Below are 20,033 nucleotides of genomic sequence, written 5' to 3'. Positions count from 1 at the left end.
CGTTTAACGGGGCGGGGGCTTGCCGCGCCGCCTGCTCACTGCCCGATCAGGTTCCGCAAGGCGCCGCTCAACCCCTTCACCGTTTCCCCGACCCCCTTCGCCACGCCCTTGACGCTCACGCCGAGCGCATCGGCGAAGCCCGAGCTGAGCTTCGTCGCGAAGCTCTCGTTGAGCGAGAACTTCGGATCGCGCAGATTGCCGTCGAGTACGAAGTGCAGCGTGATCTTGTCGCCGTGCGCTTTCAGCGCCGCGACGGCGGCTTTCGTCGGCAGCGACAGGAAGGTGTCGAGCGGATCGCCGCTCTCGGCGAGTTGCAGGTGATTGAGCGTCACTACACCCGGCGCGTGCAACTGCTCGTTGTGGACCGTCGCGTTGACGGTCATGTCGAGCGTGCCGCCCGCCACGGGCGTCTTCGCGCTGATCTTCGTCAGCAAGTAGGGATCGAGCGTGACGATGTCCACGCTGCGCAATTCCGTGTTCGTCTGCGAGTCCTTGCTCGCGATCTGGATCCAGCCCGAAAACGACACCGTCCCGGTGTGCTGCGGGCCTTTGATTTCACCTTTCACGGCCACCATCGTCGGATCGGTGAGGGCGGGCAGATGCAGATGATCGACCGTCGCGTGCGCATTCTCGACCGCGATCTTGTAGGCCGGATGCCGCACGGTTTCGTCGTAGAACTCGAAGGTGCCGTGAGTGAATTCGATGTGGTCGATGAGCTTGTCTTGACCCTCGAAAGCGCTGGCTTCGGTTTCGCTCGCGGGCGAAGCGTTGAGCGATTGCCGTAGATTCGGCACGACTTGCAGTCCGCCGCTTTCGGTGCGCAGGACGGTCAGCGTGAAACCGTCGACGACGACGCTGCGCACGTGGATGCGTTTCTTGAGCAGATCGGGCAGGTCCGGCTCGATCGTGATCTGGTCGGCGCGCAGCGTATCGCCGGCGGGCCAGCTCTTCGGTGCGTGCAGGTGGACGTTGGTGAGCCGCACACCCGATAGACCGATATCGATGCGCTCGGCGCTCCCGAGCGGCCCGAGCGCGCCGGCGATGCGTGCTTTCAGCTCGCGTTCGAGCGCATAGGCGCCAGCAATCGCCGCGACAACGAGCGCGACGATCACGCCGACGACCACCCACGCCACCCGCACGCCTTTCGATGCCATCCGTTGCTCCTCACGCCGCGCCGCCATTGGACAAACGCCCCGCGTACTGTCGAGTGCGCGGGGCGTTTGTTTTGCTGCAAGCCGTGTGCCCTGGTTGGGCGATCGTTCGTCTTAGCGGGTAACCGGCTTGTAGCGCACGCGCTTCGGCTTGGCCGCTTCTTCGCCGAGGCGCTTCACCTTGTCCGCCTCGTACTCGTGGTAGTTGCCGTCGAAGAACACGGCTTGCGAGTCGCCCTCGAACGCCAGGATGTGTGTCGCAATGCGATCGAGGAACCAGCGGTCGTGCGAGATCACCATCACCGAGCCCGCGAATTCGAGCAGCGCGTCTTCGAGCGCGCGCAGCGTTTCGACGTCGAGGTCGTTCGACGGTTCGTCGAGGAGCAGCACGTTGCCGCCCGCGATCAGCGTCTTCGCCAAGTGCAGCCGCCCGCGCTCACCGCCCGACAGCGTGCCGACGTTCTTCTGCTGATCGCCGCCCTTGAAGTTGAAGCGGCCGATGTACGCGCGCGACGGCGTTTCGTACTTGCCCACCGTCAGGACGTCGGCGCCGCCGGAAATCTCTTCGAACACCGTTTTCGAGCCGTCGAGGGCGTCGCGGCTCTGGTCGACGTAGGCGAGCTTGACGGTCGGGCCTTGCACGATCTCGCCCGAATCCGGCTGTTCCTTGCCGGTCAGCATACGGAACAGCGTCGACTTGCCCGCGCCGTTCGCCCCGATGATGCCGACGATCGCGCCCGCCGGAATCTTGAAGCTCAGGTCGTCGATCAGGAGCCGGTCGCCATACGCCTTGCTGACGTTCTTGAACTCGATGACTTCGTTGCCGAGGCGCTCGCCCACCGGAATGAAGATTTCCGACGTTTCGTTGCGCTTTTGGTATTCCTGGCTGTTGAGTTCCTCGAAGCGCGCGATACGCGCCTTCGATTTCGCCTGACGGCCCTTCGGATTCTGGCGCACCCACTCCAGCTCCTTCTTGATCGCCTTCTGGCGCGCCGATTCGGACGCTTCTTCCTGTTTCAGCCGCTCTTCCTTCTGGTCGAGCCAGCTGCTGTAGTTGCCCTTCCACGGAATGCCGTGGCCGCGGTCGAGTTCGAGAATCCACTCGGCGGCGTTATCGAGGAAGTAGCGATCGTGGGTGACGGCGACGACCGTGCCCGGGAAGCGCACGAGGAACTGCTCGAGCCAATCGACGGATTCGGCGTCAAGGTGGTTGGTCGGTTCGTCGAGCAGGAGCATGTCGGGCTTTTCGAGCAGCAGCTTGCACAGCGCGACGCGGCGCTTTTCGCCGCCCGACAGGTTTTCGATCTTCGCGTCCCAGGGCGGCAGGCGCAGCGCGTCGGCGGCGATTTCCAACTGCTGCTCGGGGCTGCCGCCGTCGCTCGCGGCAAGGATCGCTTCGTATTTCGCCTGTTCGGCGGCGAGCGCGTCGAAGTCGGCGTCGGGTTCGGCGTAGGCCGCGTAGATCTCCTCGAGCTTCTTGCCTGCCTGGAAGAGGTCGCCAAGCCCTTCTTCGACCGCTTCGCGCACCGTCTTCGACGGATCGAGCTTCGGCTCCTGCGGCAGATAGCCGATGTTCAGGTTCGGCATCGGCGTGGCTTCGCCTTCGATTTCCTTGTCGACGCCGGCCATGATCTTGATGAGCGTCGATTTGCCCGAGCCGTTCAGGCCGAGCACGCCGATTTTCGCGCCGGGGAAGAACGAGAGCGAGATGTCCTTTAGGATCTGGCGTTTCGGCGGCACGATCTTGCCGACGCGGTTCATGGTGAAGACGTATTGGGCCATGGGCTTGAAGTCGGATGTTGATGCCGCGCGGCGCTCGATATGGCGCGCGCGGCGATGGGTGAAATGGGGTGGCGCGGTGCGCCGGCGCGGCGCTTCGATGCGCCGTCGCGCCAGGGGTTCGCGCGGAAGCGTCCGCTATTGTACTTCGGGACTTCGCGCTTGCCGGAAACGCGGACGATGCCTCAGAGCCAGTCGGCGACGCCGCCGTGCCCCGAGCACGTGCCGCGGCGGTCGCGGCTGAAGCTGTAGGTGCCGTCGCGGCAGCGGGCGGTCGCGCCTTCGGGGACGCGGCCCGATTTCGAATGCGCGGGCGAATGCACCGTCTCGCCGGACCGGTTCTGATACGTGTTGTGATTGTCGAGATTGGCTTCGTCGGGCGTGGCGGCCGAAGTCGAATAGGCGAAAGCAGGGGAGGCGGCGAGCAGAAGGCTGGCGGCGAATGCGGCGGCGGCCCGCTTGCATGCCGGGATGAAGGCCGAGCGGTCGGCCCCGGGGGCAACGTTTCGATGCAGCATGGATAGGGTCTCGAGTGTGTGTTGTTCTTTCACGGACGATTCGCACTGCGCCGCGCATAATAGCGCGGCTTCGCCCTGGCGATCTCACTCGATTAGACAAGCTAAGTAATTCCGTAACCGTTTGCGGTGGAGGTGTTCGCGTGACGCGTTCGATGCGTGGTGGTTGGCTCGCGCTGTTTTGCGCGGTCTTGTTGGGAGCATGCACGTCCTCGCCGCCCTCGATGCCGGTTGTGCCGGTTTCGTCGCTGCCGCTCATCGTGGCCCACCGCGGCGGCACCGCTGACGCGCCCGAGAACACGATCGAGGCGATTCGGCAGGCGCTCGCGCATCATGCCGACGTCATGTGGCTCACCGTTCAGTTGAGCAAGGACGGCGTGCCGGTGCTGTACCGCCCGGCTGACTTGTCGGCGCTGACCGACGCGTCGGGGCCGGTGGCGAGCAAGGCGGCTGCCGAGCTGGCTCGTGTGAATGCGGGCTGGATGTTCAAGCAGCCCGGCGCCACCGGCGAAGGCGAGTATCCGTATCGCCGCAATCCCGTCGGCATTCCCACCTTGCGCGATGCGTTACGCGCTATTCCCGTCGACATGCCCGTGATCCTGGATATGAAGGCACTGCCGGCCGAGCCGCAGGCGCAGGCGGTCGCAAAGGTGTTGAGCGATGAGGGGGCATGGCCGCGCGTCGTGATTTATTCGACGGAAGCGGCGTATCAAAGCGCGTTCGCGGCATACCCGCAGGCGCGCTTGTTCGAGTCGCGCGATGCGACGCGCTTGCGATTGCTGCGGGTGCTGCTCAACGAGGGCTGCATGGACGCGCCCACCAAACCGACGTGGACCGGCTTCGAATTGCATCGGAAACTCACCGTCACCGAAAAATTCACGCTGGGAGAAGGGCGCTCGGAAGTGAACGCGACGATGTGGACGCCCGAGGCTGTCGCGTGCTTTCGGAGGCAATCCGATCAGGTTCGCGTCGTCGCCATTGCCGTGAACAACGCCGACGATTATCGGAGCGCGGCATGTCTGGGCATCGACGCGGTATTGGCCGACTCGCCACGCGAAATGTCGGCGATACGCGCGACGATTGCGCTGCCGCTGCAATGCCCCGTGCGACAAGAAACTGCAACTGCACAAAATTGATTGTCGCCAGACAACACGGAGCGCAGATGCGACAAAGCCCGCAGCGACGCGGGCCTTGCTGTGCTCTGGTCCACCGACGCCCCTTCGAGCGTCGGAAAACGAAGCAAACCTTACACGTTGAACAGGAAGTTCATCACGTCGCCATCGTGCACGACGTATTCCTTGCCTTCGGCGCGCATCTTCCCGGCTTCCTTCGCGCCTTGTTCGCCCTTGTAGGTCACGTAGTCGTTGAAAGAAATGGTTTGCGCGCGGATGAAGCCGCGCTCGAAATCGGTGTGGATCACGCCGGCTGCTTGCGGCGCGGTATCGCCGATGTGGATCGTCCACGCGCGCACTTCCTTCACACCCGCCGTGAAGTACGTCTGCAGGCCGAGCAGCTTGAAACCGGCGCGAATCACACGGTTCAGACCCGGCTCGTGCATGCCCATGTCGGCGAGGAACACTTCCTTGTCTTCGTCGGCCAGATCGGCGATCTCGGCCTCGATCGCCGCGCACACGGCGACGACCGGCGACTTCTCGGCTTCCGCGTACTTGCTCACGGCTTCCAGATGCGGGTTGTTTTCGAAGCCGTCTTCCTTCACGTTCGCCACGTACATCGTCGGCTTGGCGGTGATCAGGCAGAACGGCTTCAGCAGTGCCTGTTCTTCGTCGGACAGATCGAGGGCCCGCACCGACTTCGCCTGATCCAGTTGCGCGCGCACCTTTTCCAGCACGGCGGCGAGCTTGACCGCTTCCTTGTCGTTGCCCGACTTCGCGGCCTTCGAATAGCGCGCGAGCGCCTTCTCGACGGTGGCGAGGTCGGCGAGCGCCAGTTCGGTGTTGATGACTTCGATGTCCGAGAGCGGGTCGACTTTGCCCGCGACGTGAATCACGTTCTCGTCCTCGAAGCAGCGCACGACGTGCGTGATCGCGTCGGTTTCGCGGATGTTCGCGAGGAACTGGTTGCCAAGCCCTTCGCCCTTGCTTGCGCCGGCGACGAGCCCGGCGATATCGACGAACTCGACGACCGCCGGCACGACGCGCTCGGGCTTGACGATCTCGGAGAGCGCGTTCAAGCGGTGATCGGGCACTTCGACCACGCCGACATTCGGCTCGATCGTGCAGAACGGATAGTTTTCGGCGGCGATGCCCGCCTTGGTCAGCGCGTTGAACAGGGTGGACTTGCCGACATTAGGCAAGCCGACGATGCCGCATTTGAGGCTCATGGAATCCTTCGAACGGGTGAAACGGCGCTAGGGCCGGGCGCTCTTCGGCGCAGCCGGCAGGACGGCTCGACCGCAGCGCGGAAAAAAGGGACGGCGCGCGGGGCGCGGCCGGCAAAAGCGCTATTGTACCGCTGGTCCCGCCACGGACTGCGCGCTTTGGCATCGGGTGTGCAGTCTCGCCCGGTGTTGCCCGCCGCGGCCAGTCGGCGAGTGAAGGGGCCGGATATGGGGCTGGACCCGCCCCGAAAGCGCCCGCTCGACTCTTGATATAGCGCACCGGCGCCGCCCGTCAGGACAAGCCGTGCCATAGGGCGCGGCTATAATGCCCGGCATGAGTGCTTCCCATCAAAGCTTCCACGTGGCCGTCGTCGGCGGCGGGCTGGTCGGCAAGACCGCCGCGCTCGCGCTGACGCAGGCCGGTCTGCGCGTCGCGCTGCTCGCTCAGCCCACGGCGCCGCGTCCGGCCGATGCCGTCTTCGATGCGCGCATTTACGCGCTGTCCTCCAGTTCGCAGACTTTGCTCGAACGCTTGCGCGTCTGGCAGGCGCTCGATCACAGCCGGCTGTCGCCTGTCTACGACATGCGCGTCTGGGGCGATGCTCACGCCGAACTCCATTTCTCCGCGTTCCAAGCTTCGGTGGCGCAGCTCGCGTGGATCGTCGAGTCGTCGCTGATCGAGCAATCGCTCGACGCCGCGCTGCGCTTCCAGCCGAACCTGACCTGGATCGACACGCGCGCTCAAGGGCTCGACGTCAAGCCCGATGCGGCGGTGCTCGGTCTGGCGAACGGGCAGGTCATCGAGGCCGATCTGGTCGTCGGCGCGGACGGCGCCCATTCGTGGGTCCGGGCCCAGATCGGCTCGAAAGTCGAGCGGCGCGACTACCGGCAGACCGGCGTCGTCGCGAACTTCAAGGCCGCCAAGCCGCACGGCGAAACCGCGTACCAGTGGTTCAAGGACGGCGAAATCATCGCGTTGCTGCCGCTGCCCGACGGCCATGTGTCGCTCGTCTGGTCGGCGCGCACCGAGCACGCGAGCGAGCTGATCGCGCTCGATCCCGCGCAACTGGCGGCCGCCGTCGAAAAGGTCACCCAAGGCCAGCTCGGCGCGCTCGAATGCGTGACGCCCGCGCAGGGCTTTCCGCTCGCGCTGCAAACGGTCGACCGGCTGGTCGCGCCGCGCGTCGCACTGGTCGGTGACGCCGCGCATCTGATCCACCCGCTCGCCGGCCAGGGGATGAACCTCGGGTTGCGCGACGCGGCCGCGCTCGTCGACGTCATCGCGAAAAAGGAGCCGTTCCGCGATCTGGGCGACCCCGTGCTGCTGCGCCGCTACGAGCGCTCGCGCCGCGAAGATATCGGCGCGCTGATGATCGCCACCGACGGCCTGCAGCGCCTGTTTTCGCTGCCGGGCACGGTCGCGCGCGCGGTGCGCGACACCGGAATGGCGCTGGTTGGTGCGCAGCCGCTCATTAAGCGCTGGCTCGTTTCCGCCGCCTTGGGCTAATAATTAGACAACCTCGGGGGCCTCGACTGCCCGCCACGAACACACACGCTCGCCACGCGGGCGCGTTTCATCAAAGGATGCAAGACATGAAGAAAATCGTTCGGATCGCGGTGACGGCGGTGGCCGTCGCGGCAGCCACGCTGGGCTGCACCGCCCAGGCCGACCAGGCCACCGACAAGCTCAAATCGACGCTGCAGTCGAGGCTCGGCGGCGATGTCGAGATCAAGAGCATCGCGAAATCGCCAATCTCGGGCCTGTACGAAGTCAACCTCGGCACGCAGATCATCTATAGCGACGCCAACGGCGACTACGTGCTGCTCGGCGACCTCGTCGACACAAAGACCCGCACCAACCTGACCGAAGCGCGCCTTGCCGAGACCAACAAGATCGATTTCGCGAGCCTGCCGTTCGCGAACGCGGTCAAGGTCGTGAAGGGCAACGGCAGCCGCAAGATCGCCGTGTTCTCCGATCCGAACTGCCCGTACTGCAAGCAGCTGGAGACGACGCTGAAGTCGATCGATAACGTTACCGTCTACACGTTCCTGTACCCGGTGCTGTCGCCGGATTCGCTCGTGAAGTCGAAGGCGATTTGGTGCTCGACCGACCGTGCGAAGACCTGGGAAGCGTGGATGCTCGACCACAAGGCGCCGGCCGGCCCAGCCGACTGCGATACCACCGCGCTCGACAAGAACCTCGCGCTCGGCCGCGGCATGAACGTGACCGGTACCCCGACCGTGTTCCTCGCGGATGGCCGCCGGTTGCCGGGAGCCGTCTCCGCCGACCAGCTCGACAAGGCAATATCCGCCGTGCACTGACGCGGCGAGCCGTTTAACAAGAGGCGCAGTAGCGCCTCTTGTTGTTTCTGAAGCCCCGATTTTGTCCATCACCGTTTTGCGAACCCACTAGCCTGCCGATGAAGCCGATCCGCTACACCATCGCCCCGTTGCAACCCGCCGCGCATCTGTTCGAAGTGACCTTGACGCTCGCCGATCCCGATCCGGCCGGGCAGCGCTTCATGCTGCCGGTGTGGATCCCCGGCAGTTACATGGTGCGCGAGTTCGCGCGCAACATCGTCACGCTGCGCGCGTTCAACGACGCCGGCCGCAAGGTGCGGATCGAGAAGACCGACAAGCACACATGGCAGGCCGCGCCGGTCAAGGGCGGTTCGCTGACGCTGCGCTACGAGGTGTATGCGTGGGACATGTCCGTGCGGGCTGCGCATCTCGACGACACGACCGGCTTCTTCAACGGCACCAGCGTGTTCCTCGCCCCGCTCGGGCATGAGCAGGCGCCTTGCATCGTCGATATTCAAAAGCCGACGGGGCAGACGTACCGCAACTGGCGCGTTGCGACGGCGCTGCCCGAAGCGCGCGGCACGAAGCGCTACGGCTTCGGCGAGTACCGCGCGGAGAATTACGACGAGCTCATCGACCATCCGGTGACGCTCGGCGAGTTCGCGCTCGCGAGTTTCAAGGCGTACGGCGTGCCGCACGACATCGTGATCGCGGGACGCGTCGTGTCGCTCGACATGGATCGCCTTACTGCGGATTTGAAGCGCATCTGCGAAGCGCAGATCGCGCTGTTCGAGCCGAAGACGAAGAAGGCGCCGATGGATCGCTACGTGTTCATGACGCAGGCCGTGAGCGACGGTTACGGCGGCCTCGAGCATCGCGCGTCGACAGCGCTCATCTGCAATCGCACAGACCTGCCGGTGCTGGGCCAGGCCGAGGCGTCGGAAGGCTATCGGACGTATCTGGGGCTCTGCAGCCACGAGTACTTCCACACCTGGAACGTGAAGCGCATCAAGCCCGCCGCCTTCGCGCCGTACGACCTGACGCGCGAGAACTACACGTCGCTGCTGTGGCTCTTCGAAGGCTTCACGTCTTATTACGACGACCTGATGCTCGTGCGCAGCCAGAGCATCACGCAAGACCAGTACTTCACCTTGCTCGGCAAGACGATCGGTGCGGTGCTGCGCGGCGGCGGCCGCCTGAAGCAGAGCGTCGCCGAGAGCTCGTTCGACTCGTGGGTCAAGTACTACCGTCAGGACGAGAACTCGCCGAACGCAATCGTCAGCTACTACGCGAAGGGCTCGCTCGTCGCGCTGGCGTTCGATTTGGCGATTCGCGCGCAGACGAACCATCGCAAGTCGCTCGACGACGTGATGCGCCTGCTGTGGCAGCGCTACGGACGCGATTTCTACCGCGGCAATGCGGTCGGCGTAGCCGAGGACGAAATCGAAGCGCTGATTGCCGAGGCGACCGGCGCGGATCTCTCGTCAGTGTTCGACGAAGCGGTGCGTGGCACGCGCGACTTGCCGCTCGCCGAGTTGCTCGCGCCCTTCGGCGTGACGCTCGGACCGGAGACCGACAAGAACGGCAAGCCGTCGCTCGGCGCGAAGACGCGCGGCGGCGCCGAGTGCGCGCTGACGGTGGTTCACGACGGCAGCGCCGCGCAAAAGGCGGGCTTGTCGGCGGGCGACGTGCTGGTCGCCGTCGACGGCCTGCGCGTCACCGGCTCGAACCTCGACGCGCTGCTCGCGCGCTATCAGCCGGGCGCCAAGGTCGAGATCCATGCGTTCCGGCGCGATGAGCTGCGCGTGGCGCAGGTGAAGCTCGATGGCCCGGAGGTCTCGCGCTACAAGCTGTCGGTCGGGGAGAAGGGCGATAAACGCGGCGAACCCGCTGCGGTGCGCAAGGGGCGCGAGCGCTGGCTGCAAGGCTGATTGTTCCACTGCTGCAACAATCCGTCGCCGCCAGACTACTTTTTCGCAGCGCGGCAAAAAATACAATGGCTTCACTCGCGCAACGATGCGCAACCCACTGGAGCCAAACATGACCACCATCCTGCAACTGAACTCGTCGGCCCGCACGCAAGGTGCCCAATCGACGCTGCTCGCGAACGAACTGACGGCGAAGCTGCAACAATCGAACGCCGGCGCGAAGGTTGTCGTCCGCGATCTGCTCGCCAACGGACTGCCGCACCTCGACGAGTCCGTCCTCGGCGCGTTCTTCACGCCGGCCGAAAACCGCACGGCTGAACAAGCCTCGATCGTGGCCAAGAGCGATGCGCTGGTCGCCGAACTCCAAGCCGCCGACATCGTCGTGATCGGCGCCCCGCTGTACAACTTCGGCATCTCATCGCAACTGAAGACGTACTTCGACTGGATCGCGCGCGTCGGCATCACGTTCCGCTACACGGAAAACGGTCCCGAAGGTCTGGTGAAGGGCAAGAAGGTGTTCGTGGTGTCGGCGCGCGGCGGCAAGTACGCGGGCACGCCGAACGATACTCAGACGCCGTATCTGAAGACGTTCCTCGGCTTTCTGGGCATGACCGATGTGAACTTCATCTACGCCGAAGGTCTCAACATGGGCCCGGACTCGGCGAGCGCGGCACTGGCCGGTGCGCGTGAGGCGATTGCGGCGGCGTAAATCGCTTCGTAGTGGGTCATAAAAAGTCACGGCGCGAGAGCGCCGTGATTTTTTTTCTGGGTCAGGGGTGTGCCCCCGCTGCCTGTCAGGCGAGTACCTCGGTTGCTTCCGGCAGGCGCCAATCGATCGGATCGCGGCCGTTGGCGGTCAGATAATCGTTCGCCATCGCGAAATGGCGGCAACCGAGAAAGCCACGATGTGCGGATAGCGGAGAGGGATGGGGCGCCTCGAGCACGCAATGCGGCTTGTCTTCCAGCAGCGTTCGCTTTGCCTGCGCGTGTGCGCCCCACAGCATGAAAACGAGCCCGTCATGGCGCATGGCGAGTTCGTGGATCAGCGTATCGGTGCATTTTTCCCAGCCGCGTTTCGCGTGGCTTGCCGCCAGGCCGCGCTCGACCGTCAGCACCGTGTTCAGCAACAGCACGCCTTGTTTCGCCCACGCGTCGAGACATCCGTGGCGCGGCGTCTCGTAGCCGAAATTCGCGGCGATTTCCTTGAAAATGTTGCGCAGCGACGGCGGCGGTCGTACCGATGGCGGCACGGAAAACGCGAGCCCATGGGCTTGCGGGTGTCCGCGGTCGTCGCCGTGATAGGGGTCTTGGCCGAGGATGACGACTTTTACGTCGTCCGGGCTCGTCAGGCGAAGGGCGCGGAACACATCGGCGGGATAGATCGTCTTGCCCTCCGTGCGTTCGTCGTCGACAAAGCGGCATAGCGGCGCGTAGGCGTCGCTGGCGATGAACGGACGGAGATGCGCGCGCCAGGCAGCCGGTAGCGCGTCGAACTGCGCTTCGAGCGATTCAATCGGCGGCGCGGACAGCGCGGATGACGGTGCGTCGAAAAGCGAGGCTTGCGACGAGCGGGAACGGGAGCGGGAGGCGGAGGTCATGGCGAAGAAGTGTCGCAGCAATCGCCCGGCGGCTCAAGCGGGCAGGGTCCGCGCCCCCGCAATCCATCAGCGCTCCCGCAATTGATACCCGCGCTGCGCCTTGCTGCCATTGTCCGGAGCGAGGCCCGGCACCTTTGCCGCCAGCTCCGCCTGGAGCGCGTGCAGTGCCGGCTCGTCCCCGTGTTTCAGTTCGAGTTCGATTTCGCTGATCGGCGTCCGGCGAGTGACGCCGTCGACTTCGGCCGTGATTTCGCCTTGGTCGATGGCTGCCTCGATTTCGGTGTCGCCGTGAACGACGTGCCAAAGCGTGCGCGTGAAATCCGTGCTGAAGAGCTTGATCAACGCCGGTGCCGCCTCGCGTAGCGCTTCTGCGGAGGCCGCATCGTCGCACGCCGTGACGAGCGCATCGATGTCGAGGCGCTCGCCGGCAACCGGCATTTCCCATTCGTGCCGCCGATGCAGCCCGCCCTCGGCGCTGCCCACCGTCTTGTAGGTTTGCAGCCAGCCGTGAGGCGATTTTCGCAAGCGCAGCGCGCTCTTCGATTTGGCGAGCGTGAGTGCCGGCGTATCGAAGTAGTCATTCGTCAGCTGAACGTGAATACCGGCCTTGCCCGTTCGAGTGACGAAAAATTCCGTTGCTGCAGCGACTTGATCAGGCGGCAACGCGAGCTTGATTTCACTTTCGATGCTCATGATCGCACTGGCGATTCCAGTCCAAAAATCAGAAGAACATCCGGGCAAGTTCCGCACCGGGCTCATCGGCGCGCATGAACGCCTCGCCGACAAGGAAAGTATGCACCGACAGCTCACGCATGCGTTCGACATCGGCGCGCGACAGGATGCCCGACTCGGTCACGACGATCCGGTCCTCAGGGATCGAATCGAGCATGCCGATCGTTGTTTGGAGCGAGGTCTCGAACGTGCGCAGGTTGCGGTTGTTGATGCCGATGAGCGGCGTCTTGAGCTTGAGCGCTTCCTTGAGCTCGGCGCTGTCATGCACTTCGACGAGCACGGCGAGCCCGAGCGAATGCGCGAGCGCTTCGAGATCCTGCATCTCCGAGGTGTCGAGCGCGGCAGCGATCAAGAGGATCGCATCGGCGCCCATCGCGCGGGCTTCGACGATTTGGTACGGATCGACAATGAAGTCCTTGCGCAGCACCGGCAGGTCGCATGCGGCGCGGGCTTCTTCGAGATACGCGGCGCTGCCTTGGAAGAACTGCACGTCGGTCAGCACCGACAAGCACGCCGCGCCGTGCTTCGCGTACGATCGCGCGATGTCGGCGGGGACGAAATGCTCGCGCAGCACGCCTTTCGACGGGCTCGCTTTCTTGACTTCGGCGATCACCGCTGCCTGGCCGGCCGCGTGTTTGGCGCGCAGTGCGCCGACGAAATCGCGTTTGTCGCGCGCAGACGCTTCGAGGCGCAGCGCTTCGAGCGGTGCGCTTTGCTGCGCGACTCGGACTTCCTCGCGCTTGACCGCAATGATGCGTTCCAGAATGTCGCTCATAGTTCTTGATTCCGTTTCCGTAGTGCCTGTCGGCTCGGCTTAGTTTGCGGCCTTCGGCTTGAATTGCTGCGTGAAGCGCACGAGATCGTCGACCTTCGCGCGCGCCTTGCCGCTCGCGATCGCCTCGCGCGCAAGCTGGATGCCGTCCGCGATCGATGCCGACACGTTCGCCGCATAAAGCGCGGTGCCCGCATTCAGCGTGACGATTTCCCGCGCGACGCCCGGCGTGTTGTCGAGCGCTTCGAGCAGCATCGTCTTCGATTCGGCGGCATCCTCCACTTTCAGCGTGCGGTTCGACACCATCTGCAAGCCAAAATCTTCGGGATGGATCTCGTACTCGTGCACCTTGCCGTCGCGCAATTCGCCGACGAGCGTCGCCGCGCCGAGCGACACCTCGTCCATGCCGTCCTTGCCGTACACGACGAGAACGTGCTTGGCGCCGAGGCGCTGCATCACGCGGACCTGGATACCGACTAGATCCGGGTGGAACACGCCCATCAGTTGATTCGGCGCGCCTGCGGGATTCGTCAGCGGCCCAAGAATATTGAAGATCGTCCGCACGCCGAGTTCGCGTCGCACTGCGGCGATATTCTTCATCGCCGGATGATGGTTCGGCGCGAACATGAAGCCCATGCCGGTCTCGGCGATCGATGCGGCCACTTGATCGGGCTGCAGATCGATATTGACGCCGAGCGCTTCGAGCACATCGGCGCTGCCCGACTTGCTCGACACGCCGCGATTGCCGTGCTTCGCGACTTTCGCGCCTGCGGCGGCCGTGACGAACATCGTCGCCGTCGAGATGTTGAACGTATGCGAGCCATCGCCGCCCGTGCCGACGATGTCGACGAAATTCGAGTTGTCGGCCACCTCGACGTGATTGGCGAATTCGCGCATCACCGTCGCGGCGGCGGTGATTTCGCCAATCGTCTCTTTTTTCACGCGCAAGCCGGTGATGATCGCGGCCGCCATCACTGGCGACAGATCCCCGCGCATGATGAGCCGCATCAAATGCAGCATTTCGTCGTGGAAGATCTCGCGATGTTCGATCGTGCGCTGCAACGCTTCCTGCGGGCTGATGGTCATGATCTCGTCCCTCTTCATGCGCTGCGGTGCGCGCCGGTGGCTTTCGCGTTTTTCACGAAGTTTTCGAGCAGCGCATGGCCGTGCTCGGACAGAATCGATTCCGGATGGAATTGCACGCCTTCGATCGCGTATTCCTTGTGGCGCACGCCCATGATCTCGCCGTCGTCGGTCCAGGCGGAGATCTCGAGGCAGTCCGGCAGCGATTCGCGCTCGATCGCAAGCGAGTGATAGCGCGTGATGTTGAAATGCTTCGGCAGGTCGGCGAATACGCCTTTGCAGTCGGTTTCGATCTGGCTCACCTTGCCGTGCATGATGGTCTTCGCGCGCACGACGCGCCCGCCGAACGCTTCGCCAATCGCCTGATGGCCCAGGCACACGCCGAGCATCGGCTTCTTGCCGGCGAAGTGCTTCAGGACCTCGAGCGTGATGCCCGCGTGCTGCGGGTTGCTCGGTCCGGGCGACAGGCAGATGCGCTCGGGGTCGAGCTTCTCGATCTCCTCGATCGTGATTTCGTCGTTGCGATAAGTCCGCACGTCTTCGCCGAGTTCGCCGAAGTACTGGACCAGGTTATAGGTGAACGAATCGTAGTTGTCGATCATCAGCAGCATGGTCTTGTCTCCGGTCAGAAGTCGCTATCGAGGCCGTCTTGCACTTGCTCGGCGGCGCGCAGCACGGCGCGCGCCTTGTTCTCGGTCTCTTGCCATTCGGATTCGGGCACCGAATCCGCGACGATTCCCGCCGCCGCTTGCACATACAGATTGCCGTTGTGGATGAGACCCGTGCGGATCGCGATCGCCAGATCCATCTCGCCCGTGAACGACAGGTAGCCGACGGCACCGCCATAGAGGCCGCGCTTGACCGGCTCCAGTTCGTCGATCAGCTCCATCGCGCGCACCTTCGGCGCACCCGAGAGCGTGCCGGCCGGGAACGTGGCGCGCAGCACGTCGAAGTTGGTCGTGCCCGGCTTCAGCTTGCCTTCGACCGAGCTCACGATGTGCTGCACATGCGAGTACTTTTCGATGACCATCTTGTCCGTGACGGCCACCGAGCCGATCTGCGCAATGCGGCCGACGTCGTTGCGCGCGAGGTCGATCAGCATCACGTGCTCGGCGATTTCCTTCGGATCGTTCAGGAGTTCGGTGGCGAGCTCGGCATCGCGCTCCGGCGTATTGCCGCGCGGACGCGTGCCCGCGAGCGGACGGATCGTGACGATCCGGTCTTCGCCACGCTTTTCCTGGCGCACCAGAATTTCCGGCGACGCGCCGACCACCTGGAATTCGCCGAAGTTGTAGTAGTACATGTACGGCGACGGGTTCAGCGAACGCAGCGCGCGGTACAGGGAGAGGGGGTTGTCGCGATACGGTTTGATCAGACGCTGGCCGACCTGCACTTGCATGAGCTCGCCGGCGGCGATGTATTCCTTGGCTTGGCGAACCGCGGCGAGGTAGTCGTCTTTCGCGAACTCGCGGTAGATCTCGGTGCGCACGCTCGCCGACGTGACGGGCGGTTGCACGGTCGTGCGCAGACGCTGGCGCAGGTCGCGCAGACGCTGCTTCGCCCGCGTGTACGCCTCGGGCGTCGATGGGTCCGCATAGACGATCAGGTAGAGCTTGCCCGCGAGATTGTCGATGACGGCGACTTCCTCGGTCACCAGCAACTGGATGTCGGGCAGGCCGAGATCGTCGGGCGGCGTGCTGTGCGCGAGTTTCTTTTCGATGTAGCGCACCGCGTCATAGCCGAAATAACCGGCGAGACCGCCGCAAAAACGCGGCAGGCCAGGGCGCTGCGCGACCTTGAAGCGGGCCTGGAATTGCGCGATGAATTCGAGCGGATCGCCTTCGTGCGTCTCGACGACCTTGCCGTCCTTGACCACTTCCGACACGCCCGCCTTCGCGCGCACCAACATGCGCGCCGGCAGGCCGATGAACGAGTAGCGCCCGAAGCGCTCGCCGCCCACCACCGATTCGAGCAGGAACGAGTTGGCGCCGCCGCGTTCGGCCTGTGCGAGTTTCAAGTACAGCGAAAGCGGGGTTTCGAGATCGGCGAGCGCCTCGGCGATCAACGGGATGCGGTTATAGCCCTCGTTCGCGAGGGATTGGAATTCGAGTTCGGTCATGTTCCGATCCTGTTCGTAGGCGTGGCGGCTGGCGCCAGGCAAAGCGTTGGCGCTGCGCGGCCGGTCGGGCGTGTACGGCAAGAGGATGCCAACCGGCGCAGGGTGTCTCGCACAAGCGCGCATGGCGAACCGAAAATCGGCCATGAATGCAGCATCTGCTTAGGATGCGGGCCTCGGTTCAAGCAATGCGGCGAAAGGAGCGCGAGCGCGCAGCGAAGTAAAAAACGAGCGCTGAAGACGAACTCCAGCGTACCTCAAGAGAGGTTAGCGCGACCAGCGACGCCAGGGCCAAGCTCCCCGGTCGATGCTGCTCAGACTCCGTTTTTTATTCAGAAACATGAAGATGGACGACGGTTAGGTCAGGGTTGAGGTGCTGCGTTGCGAGCCGCATTGTAAGCCGAGATGGCGTTTGCGGCGTCGAGCAGCGAGGCAACTATACCATCCGATTTTATCGTTTGTATAGCTTGCCCATGGTTGTAGCCATAAGGGACGGTGAGCGTCGCCATGGCCGCGGCGCGGCCGGCGAGTGCGTCGTTCTCCGAATCGCCGATGGCCACGGCCTCTTGCGGCGCGACGCCCAGTGTCTCGCACGCCGCGAGCATCGGCAGCGGATCGGGCTTCTTGCGCGGCAGGCTGTCGCCGCCGTAGACCACGGCAAAGAAGCCGATCAGCGCGTACTTCTCGAGCAGTTCGACGGCGAAGCGGCGCGGCTTGTTGGTCACGCAGGCGAGCTTGAGGCCCGCGTCGCGCATCGCTCGCAAGCCCGCTTCGACATCGGGATACAGACGCGTGGCGAGGCCGTTGATCTTCGCGTACTCCGCTTGATATAGCGCGAGTGCTTCCTCGAAGCGGCCTTGTGCTTCGTCGGCCGAAAGGCGTGGCGCAAGGACGCTGCGGATCAGATGCTCCGAGCCCTTGCCCACATACCCGATCACTTCCTCGCGCGACGTTTCCGCCGCGTCGAGTTGCGCGAGCATGCCATTCAGGCCGGCGGTGAAATCGTCTGCGGTATCGATCATCGTGCCGTCGAGATCGATGATCGCCGCCTTGATGCACGGCCCCGTGAAGCGCGGGGCGTCGAATGCCGGGGCCGTCTTTGTCATGCTCAGTCCGCTTTTACGGTGGCGAGCGCGCGGCGCATGTCGTCGATCACCGCGCGATAGTCCGGCTTGCCGAAGATCGCCGAGCCGGCAACGAACGTATCCGCGCCGGCGGCCGCGATTTCGGCGATGTTGTCGGCCTTCACGCCGCCGTCGACTTCCAGGTGGATGTCGCGGCCAGTGCGCTCGCGGTACGCGTCGATGCGCGCACGTGCCTCACGCAGCTTGTTCAGCGCCTCGGGAATGAACGATTGGCCACCGAAACCCGGATTGACCGACATGATCAGCACGAGGTCGACGCGGTCCATCACGTGATCGAGGTAGTTGAGCGGCGTGGCCGGATTGAACACGAGGCCGGCCTTGCAGCCATGATCGCGGATCAGCGACAGCGTGCGGTCGATGTGATCGGAGCCTTCCGGATGGAAGCTGATCAGATTCGCGCCGGCCTTTGCGAAGTCCGGCACGATGCGGTCGACGGGGCGCACCATCAGATGCACGTCGATCGGCACCTGCACGTGCGGGCGGATCGCCTCGCAGACGAGCGGGCCGATCGTCAGGTTCGGAACGTAATGGTTGTCCATCACGTCGAAGTGGATCCAATCGGCGCCTGCGGCGACGACGTTGCGGACTTCCTCGCCAAGCCGCGCGAAGTCGGCCGAAAGGATGCTGGGTGCGATACGGAATTGCGTCATGGCGCTGAATGTTGGCGAAGTGGGCCGAAAAACCGTTATTTTACCGTTTCGAGCGGGCTAAAGCGGACGTGTTCGGTTGCGGGCGGGGACCGCATCCATCAGAATGCCAAACCAGAGCGGTTCCAGGCCGGCAGGCGCGAGGCCGTTGCCGCGCGGGTCCAGCAGGTTTCTATCAGAACGGAATCACGATGAGCCAGTATCAATTCAGCGTGTCGTCGCAGACGCGTTACTTGCCCGAGCAGTCGGACCCGGAGCGCCGTCAATACGCGTTCGCGTACACGTTGACGATCCGCAATACGGGTCAGGTGACCGCGCAATTGATCGCGCGGCACTGGGTGATCACTGACAGCGAGAGTCAGGTTCAGGAGGTGAAGGGGCTGGGCGTGGTCGGGCACCAGCCGCTCTTGAAGCCGGGCGAGCAATTCGAATACACGAGCTGGGCGGTGATTGCGACGCCCGTCGGCACGATGCGCGGAGCGTACTTCTGCGTGGCCGAAGACGGCGAGCGTTTCGAAGCGCCGGTTCCGGAGTTCGCGTTGCAAATGCCGCGCACGCTGCATTGAGTCGGGACGGGCGCGGGCCACACCAGGCGTGCGCGATGCCTCCGCCTGGCCGCGCGCTTATCGAAGCGGGCGCTTGTTGCCCGGATTCTTCTTTCTGCCCGACGCCGTCCACAGGACGATGAAGATCAACAGGGCCAACGCCAGAAATGCTTCCAGCGCGAAGATGAGCATCGGGTATTCGTTGAGCAAATCAGACATGGCGGTTTCCATCAAGAACGAACATTGTAAGCGCTTGGGCCTACGTGCAGCGGGCTGGGCCGCTGCGGTTTCCGTTGCAGTGCTCGTCGCCGCGTGCGGCGGCGGTTCCATGGTGCGGCCGGGTGTATCGCCGCCGACAGGCGCCGCGATCATCCCCGGCCAAATTGCAGCGTCGCGCCTGACGGCGGTCGCGTGGCAACAGGTTTCGGGCTGGGACGACGATACGCTGATCGGCGCGACCGCGGCACTTCGCCAGAACTGCCTGCGTCTCGCGCAGCAACCGAATTGGCGGCGCGCGTGCGCGGCGGCCGCGCAACTGGACGATCTCGACTTCGCCAGCGCGCGCACCTTCTTTGAAACCTACTTCACGCCGTATCAGTTCGCCAACAGCGACGGCACGCTGGATGGTCTCGTGACCGGCTACTACGAGCCGCTGTTGCGCGGTGCGCGCACGCGCCACGGTCCTTACCAATACGCGTTGTATCACTGGCCGACGGGGTACCGGGCCGGCGCCGCGCTGCCGGCGCGTTCGCAACTCGAGCGGGCGGGCGTGCTGGAAGGGAACGAATTGGTTTGGGTCGACGATCCGATCGAAGCGTTCTTTCTGCAAGTGCAGGGGTCCGGACGCGTCGTGATGGAAGACGGCAGTGTGATGCGGGTCGGTTTCGGCGGGACCAACAACCAGCCGTATAAGTCGATCGGGCGCTGGTTGCTCGATCGTGGCGAACTGACGCCGGCGCAGGCGACGATGCAAGGGATTAAAGCGTGGGCGCGCGCCAATCCGACGCGTGTCGATGCCTTGCTCGATACGAACCCGCGTTTTGTCTTTTTCAGGGAGATGCCGTCGACGGAATCGGCGCCGAGCGGCGGTGCCGACGGTCCGATCGGCGCGCTTGGCGTGCCGCTGACGCCAGAGCGCTCGATTGCGGTCGACCCGTCGTCGATCCCGCTGGGCACGCCGGTTTTCTTGCAGACGACGCGGCCGCTGACGAACTCGCCGATGAACCGCCTCGTGTTCGCTCAGGACACCGGCAGTGCGATCAAGGGCGGCGTGCGGGCCGACTACTTCTGGGGGCTCGGCGACGATGCCGGCGACCTGGCCGGCAAGATGAAGCAGACGGGGAGGATGTGGCTGCTGCTGCCGAACTCCTGATTGGCTTGCTT

20 protein-coding genes are annotated in these 20,033 nt (G+C 64.4%); 7 read left to right on the top strand and 13 right to left on the bottom strand.

Annotated features, from left to right (window positions below):
- Positions 1 to 35: 35 nt before the first annotated feature.
- From FAZ95_RS19520 to FAZ95_RS19510, 3 genes are all read right to left on the bottom strand, one after another.
- Entirely contained in the window at positions 36 to 1,154 is a 1,119-nt protein-coding gene (locus FAZ95_RS19520; RefSeq protein ID WP_137333949.1) for a DUF748 domain-containing protein, read from the bottom strand.
- 111 nt (positions 1,155 to 1,265) lie between these two features.
- The gene (ettA, locus tag FAZ95_RS19515) at positions 1,266 to 2,933 is read right to left on the bottom strand and encodes an energy-dependent translational throttle protein EttA (protein ID WP_137333948.1); all 1,668 of its coding nucleotides are present in this window, start codon (positions 2,931 to 2,933) and stop codon (positions 1,266 to 1,268) included.
- A 182-nt stretch (positions 2,934 to 3,115) separates the two neighbouring features.
- Positions 3,116 to 3,448, bottom strand: coding sequence for a DUF3761 domain-containing protein (locus tag FAZ95_RS19510; RefSeq protein ID WP_137333947.1), 333 nt, complete (start codon positions 3,446 to 3,448; stop codon positions 3,116 to 3,118).
- Between the two features lie 152 nt (positions 3,449 to 3,600).
- Here FAZ95_RS19510 and FAZ95_RS19505 point away from each other — a divergent pair, with 152 nt between their 5' ends.
- Positions 3,601 to 4,581, top strand: coding sequence for a glycerophosphodiester phosphodiesterase family protein (locus tag FAZ95_RS19505; RefSeq protein WP_137334640.1), 981 nt, complete (start codon positions 3,601 to 3,603; stop codon positions 4,579 to 4,581).
- Between the two features lie 110 nt (positions 4,582 to 4,691).
- Here the strand turns inward: FAZ95_RS19505 and ychF are convergent, their stop codons facing one another.
- Entirely contained in the window at positions 4,692 to 5,786 is a 1,095-nt protein-coding gene (gene ychF, locus FAZ95_RS19500) for a redox-regulated ATPase YchF (protein ID WP_137333946.1), read from the bottom strand.
- Positions 5,787 to 6,117: 331 nt separating this feature from the next.
- Here ychF and FAZ95_RS19495 point away from each other — a divergent pair, with 331 nt between their 5' ends.
- The 4 genes from FAZ95_RS19495 (at position 6,118) to FAZ95_RS19480 (ending at position 10,721) form a co-directional block, all read left to right on the top strand.
- Positions 6,118 to 7,290, top strand: coding sequence for a UbiH/UbiF family hydroxylase (locus FAZ95_RS19495; protein ID WP_175425649.1), 1,173 nt, complete (start codon positions 6,118 to 6,120; stop codon positions 7,288 to 7,290).
- Positions 7,291 to 7,376: 86 nt separating this feature from the next.
- Positions 7,377 to 8,105, top strand: coding sequence for a DsbC family protein (locus FAZ95_RS19490; RefSeq protein WP_175425648.1), 729 nt, complete (start codon positions 7,377 to 7,379; stop codon positions 8,103 to 8,105).
- Positions 8,106 to 8,203: 98 nt separating this feature from the next.
- Complete coding sequence (locus tag FAZ95_RS19485) at positions 8,204 to 10,015, top strand: M61 family metallopeptidase (protein ID WP_137333943.1); 1,812 nt, start codon at positions 8,204 to 8,206, stop codon at positions 10,013 to 10,015.
- A gap of 109 nt (positions 10,016 to 10,124) precedes the next feature.
- Positions 10,125 to 10,721 (top strand): FMN-dependent NADH-azoreductase, encoded by a 597-nt coding sequence (locus tag FAZ95_RS19480; RefSeq protein WP_137333942.1) that lies wholly within the window; start codon positions 10,125 to 10,127, stop codon positions 10,719 to 10,721.
- An 85-nt stretch (positions 10,722 to 10,806) separates the two neighbouring features.
- Here FAZ95_RS19480 and FAZ95_RS19475 read toward each other — a convergent pair whose 3' ends face one another.
- From FAZ95_RS19475 to rpe, 8 genes are all read right to left on the bottom strand, one after another.
- On the bottom strand, positions 10,807 to 11,610 hold the full coding sequence (locus FAZ95_RS19475; protein WP_137333941.1) for a uracil-DNA glycosylase: 804 nt from the start codon (positions 11,608 to 11,610) through the stop codon (positions 10,807 to 10,809).
- Between the two features lie 66 nt (positions 11,611 to 11,676).
- Complete coding sequence (locus FAZ95_RS19470; RefSeq protein WP_137333940.1) at positions 11,677 to 12,303, bottom strand: CYTH domain-containing protein; 627 nt, start codon at positions 12,301 to 12,303, stop codon at positions 11,677 to 11,679.
- Positions 12,304 to 12,331: 28 nt separating this feature from the next.
- The gene (gene trpC / locus FAZ95_RS19465; RefSeq protein ID WP_137333939.1) at positions 12,332 to 13,117 is read right to left on the bottom strand and encodes an indole-3-glycerol phosphate synthase TrpC; all 786 of its coding nucleotides are present in this window, start codon (positions 13,115 to 13,117) and stop codon (positions 12,332 to 12,334) included.
- 39 nt (positions 13,118 to 13,156) lie between these two features.
- Positions 13,157 to 14,200 carry an anthranilate phosphoribosyltransferase gene (gene trpD, locus FAZ95_RS19460; RefSeq protein ID WP_137333938.1) on the bottom strand — a complete coding sequence of 348 codons (1,044 nt, stop codon included), beginning with the start codon at positions 14,198 to 14,200 and terminating at the stop codon, positions 13,157 to 13,159.
- Between the two features lie 14 nt (positions 14,201 to 14,214).
- Positions 14,215 to 14,808, bottom strand: coding sequence for an aminodeoxychorismate/anthranilate synthase component II (locus tag FAZ95_RS19455; protein WP_137333937.1), 594 nt, complete (start codon positions 14,806 to 14,808; stop codon positions 14,215 to 14,217).
- 14 nt (positions 14,809 to 14,822) lie between these two features.
- A complete protein-coding gene (gene trpE / locus FAZ95_RS19450; protein WP_137333936.1) occupies positions 14,823 to 16,316 on the bottom strand; it encodes an anthranilate synthase component I in 1,494 nt (497 codons plus the stop codon).
- Between the two features lie 359 nt (positions 16,317 to 16,675).
- Positions 16,676 to 17,419 carry a phosphoglycolate phosphatase gene (locus FAZ95_RS19445; RefSeq protein WP_137333935.1) on the bottom strand — a complete coding sequence of 248 codons (744 nt, stop codon included), beginning with the start codon at positions 17,417 to 17,419 and terminating at the stop codon, positions 16,676 to 16,678.
- 2 nt (positions 17,420 to 17,421) lie between these two features.
- On the bottom strand, positions 17,422 to 18,108 hold the full coding sequence (gene rpe / locus FAZ95_RS19440) for a ribulose-phosphate 3-epimerase (protein WP_137333934.1): 687 nt from the start codon (positions 18,106 to 18,108) through the stop codon (positions 17,422 to 17,424).
- Between the two features lie 188 nt (positions 18,109 to 18,296).
- Here rpe and apaG point away from each other — a divergent pair, with 188 nt between their 5' ends.
- Positions 18,297 to 18,671, top strand: coding sequence for a Co2+/Mg2+ efflux facilitator ApaG/CorD (gene apaG / locus FAZ95_RS19435; RefSeq protein WP_137333933.1), 375 nt, complete (start codon positions 18,297 to 18,299; stop codon positions 18,669 to 18,671).
- Positions 18,672 to 18,728: 57 nt separating this feature from the next.
- On the opposite strand, the gene FAZ95_RS41005 is transcribed toward apaG, so the two are convergent.
- Positions 18,729 to 18,869: a hypothetical protein gene (locus FAZ95_RS41005; protein ID WP_496543828.1), complete on the bottom strand. Its 141-nt coding sequence runs from the start codon at positions 18,867 to 18,869 to the stop codon at positions 18,729 to 18,731.
- On the opposite strand from FAZ95_RS41005, the gene mltA reads away from it, so the two are divergent.
- Complete coding sequence (mltA, locus tag FAZ95_RS19430) at positions 18,835 to 20,022, top strand: murein transglycosylase A (RefSeq protein ID WP_496543827.1); 1,188 nt, start codon at positions 18,835 to 18,837, stop codon at positions 20,020 to 20,022. The two genes, FAZ95_RS41005 and mltA, sit on opposite strands and share 35 nt — an antisense overlap.
- The last annotated feature ends 11 nt before the right edge of the window (positions 20,023 to 20,033 follow it).

Origin of the sequence: Trinickia violacea (assembly GCF_005280735.1) — a bacterium.
Classification (GTDB): domain Bacteria; phylum Pseudomonadota; class Gammaproteobacteria; order Burkholderiales; family Burkholderiaceae; genus Trinickia_A; species Trinickia_A violacea.
The sequence above is the reverse complement of the archived record's forward strand: the minus strand, read 5'-3'. Positions and strand labels throughout refer to the sequence as shown.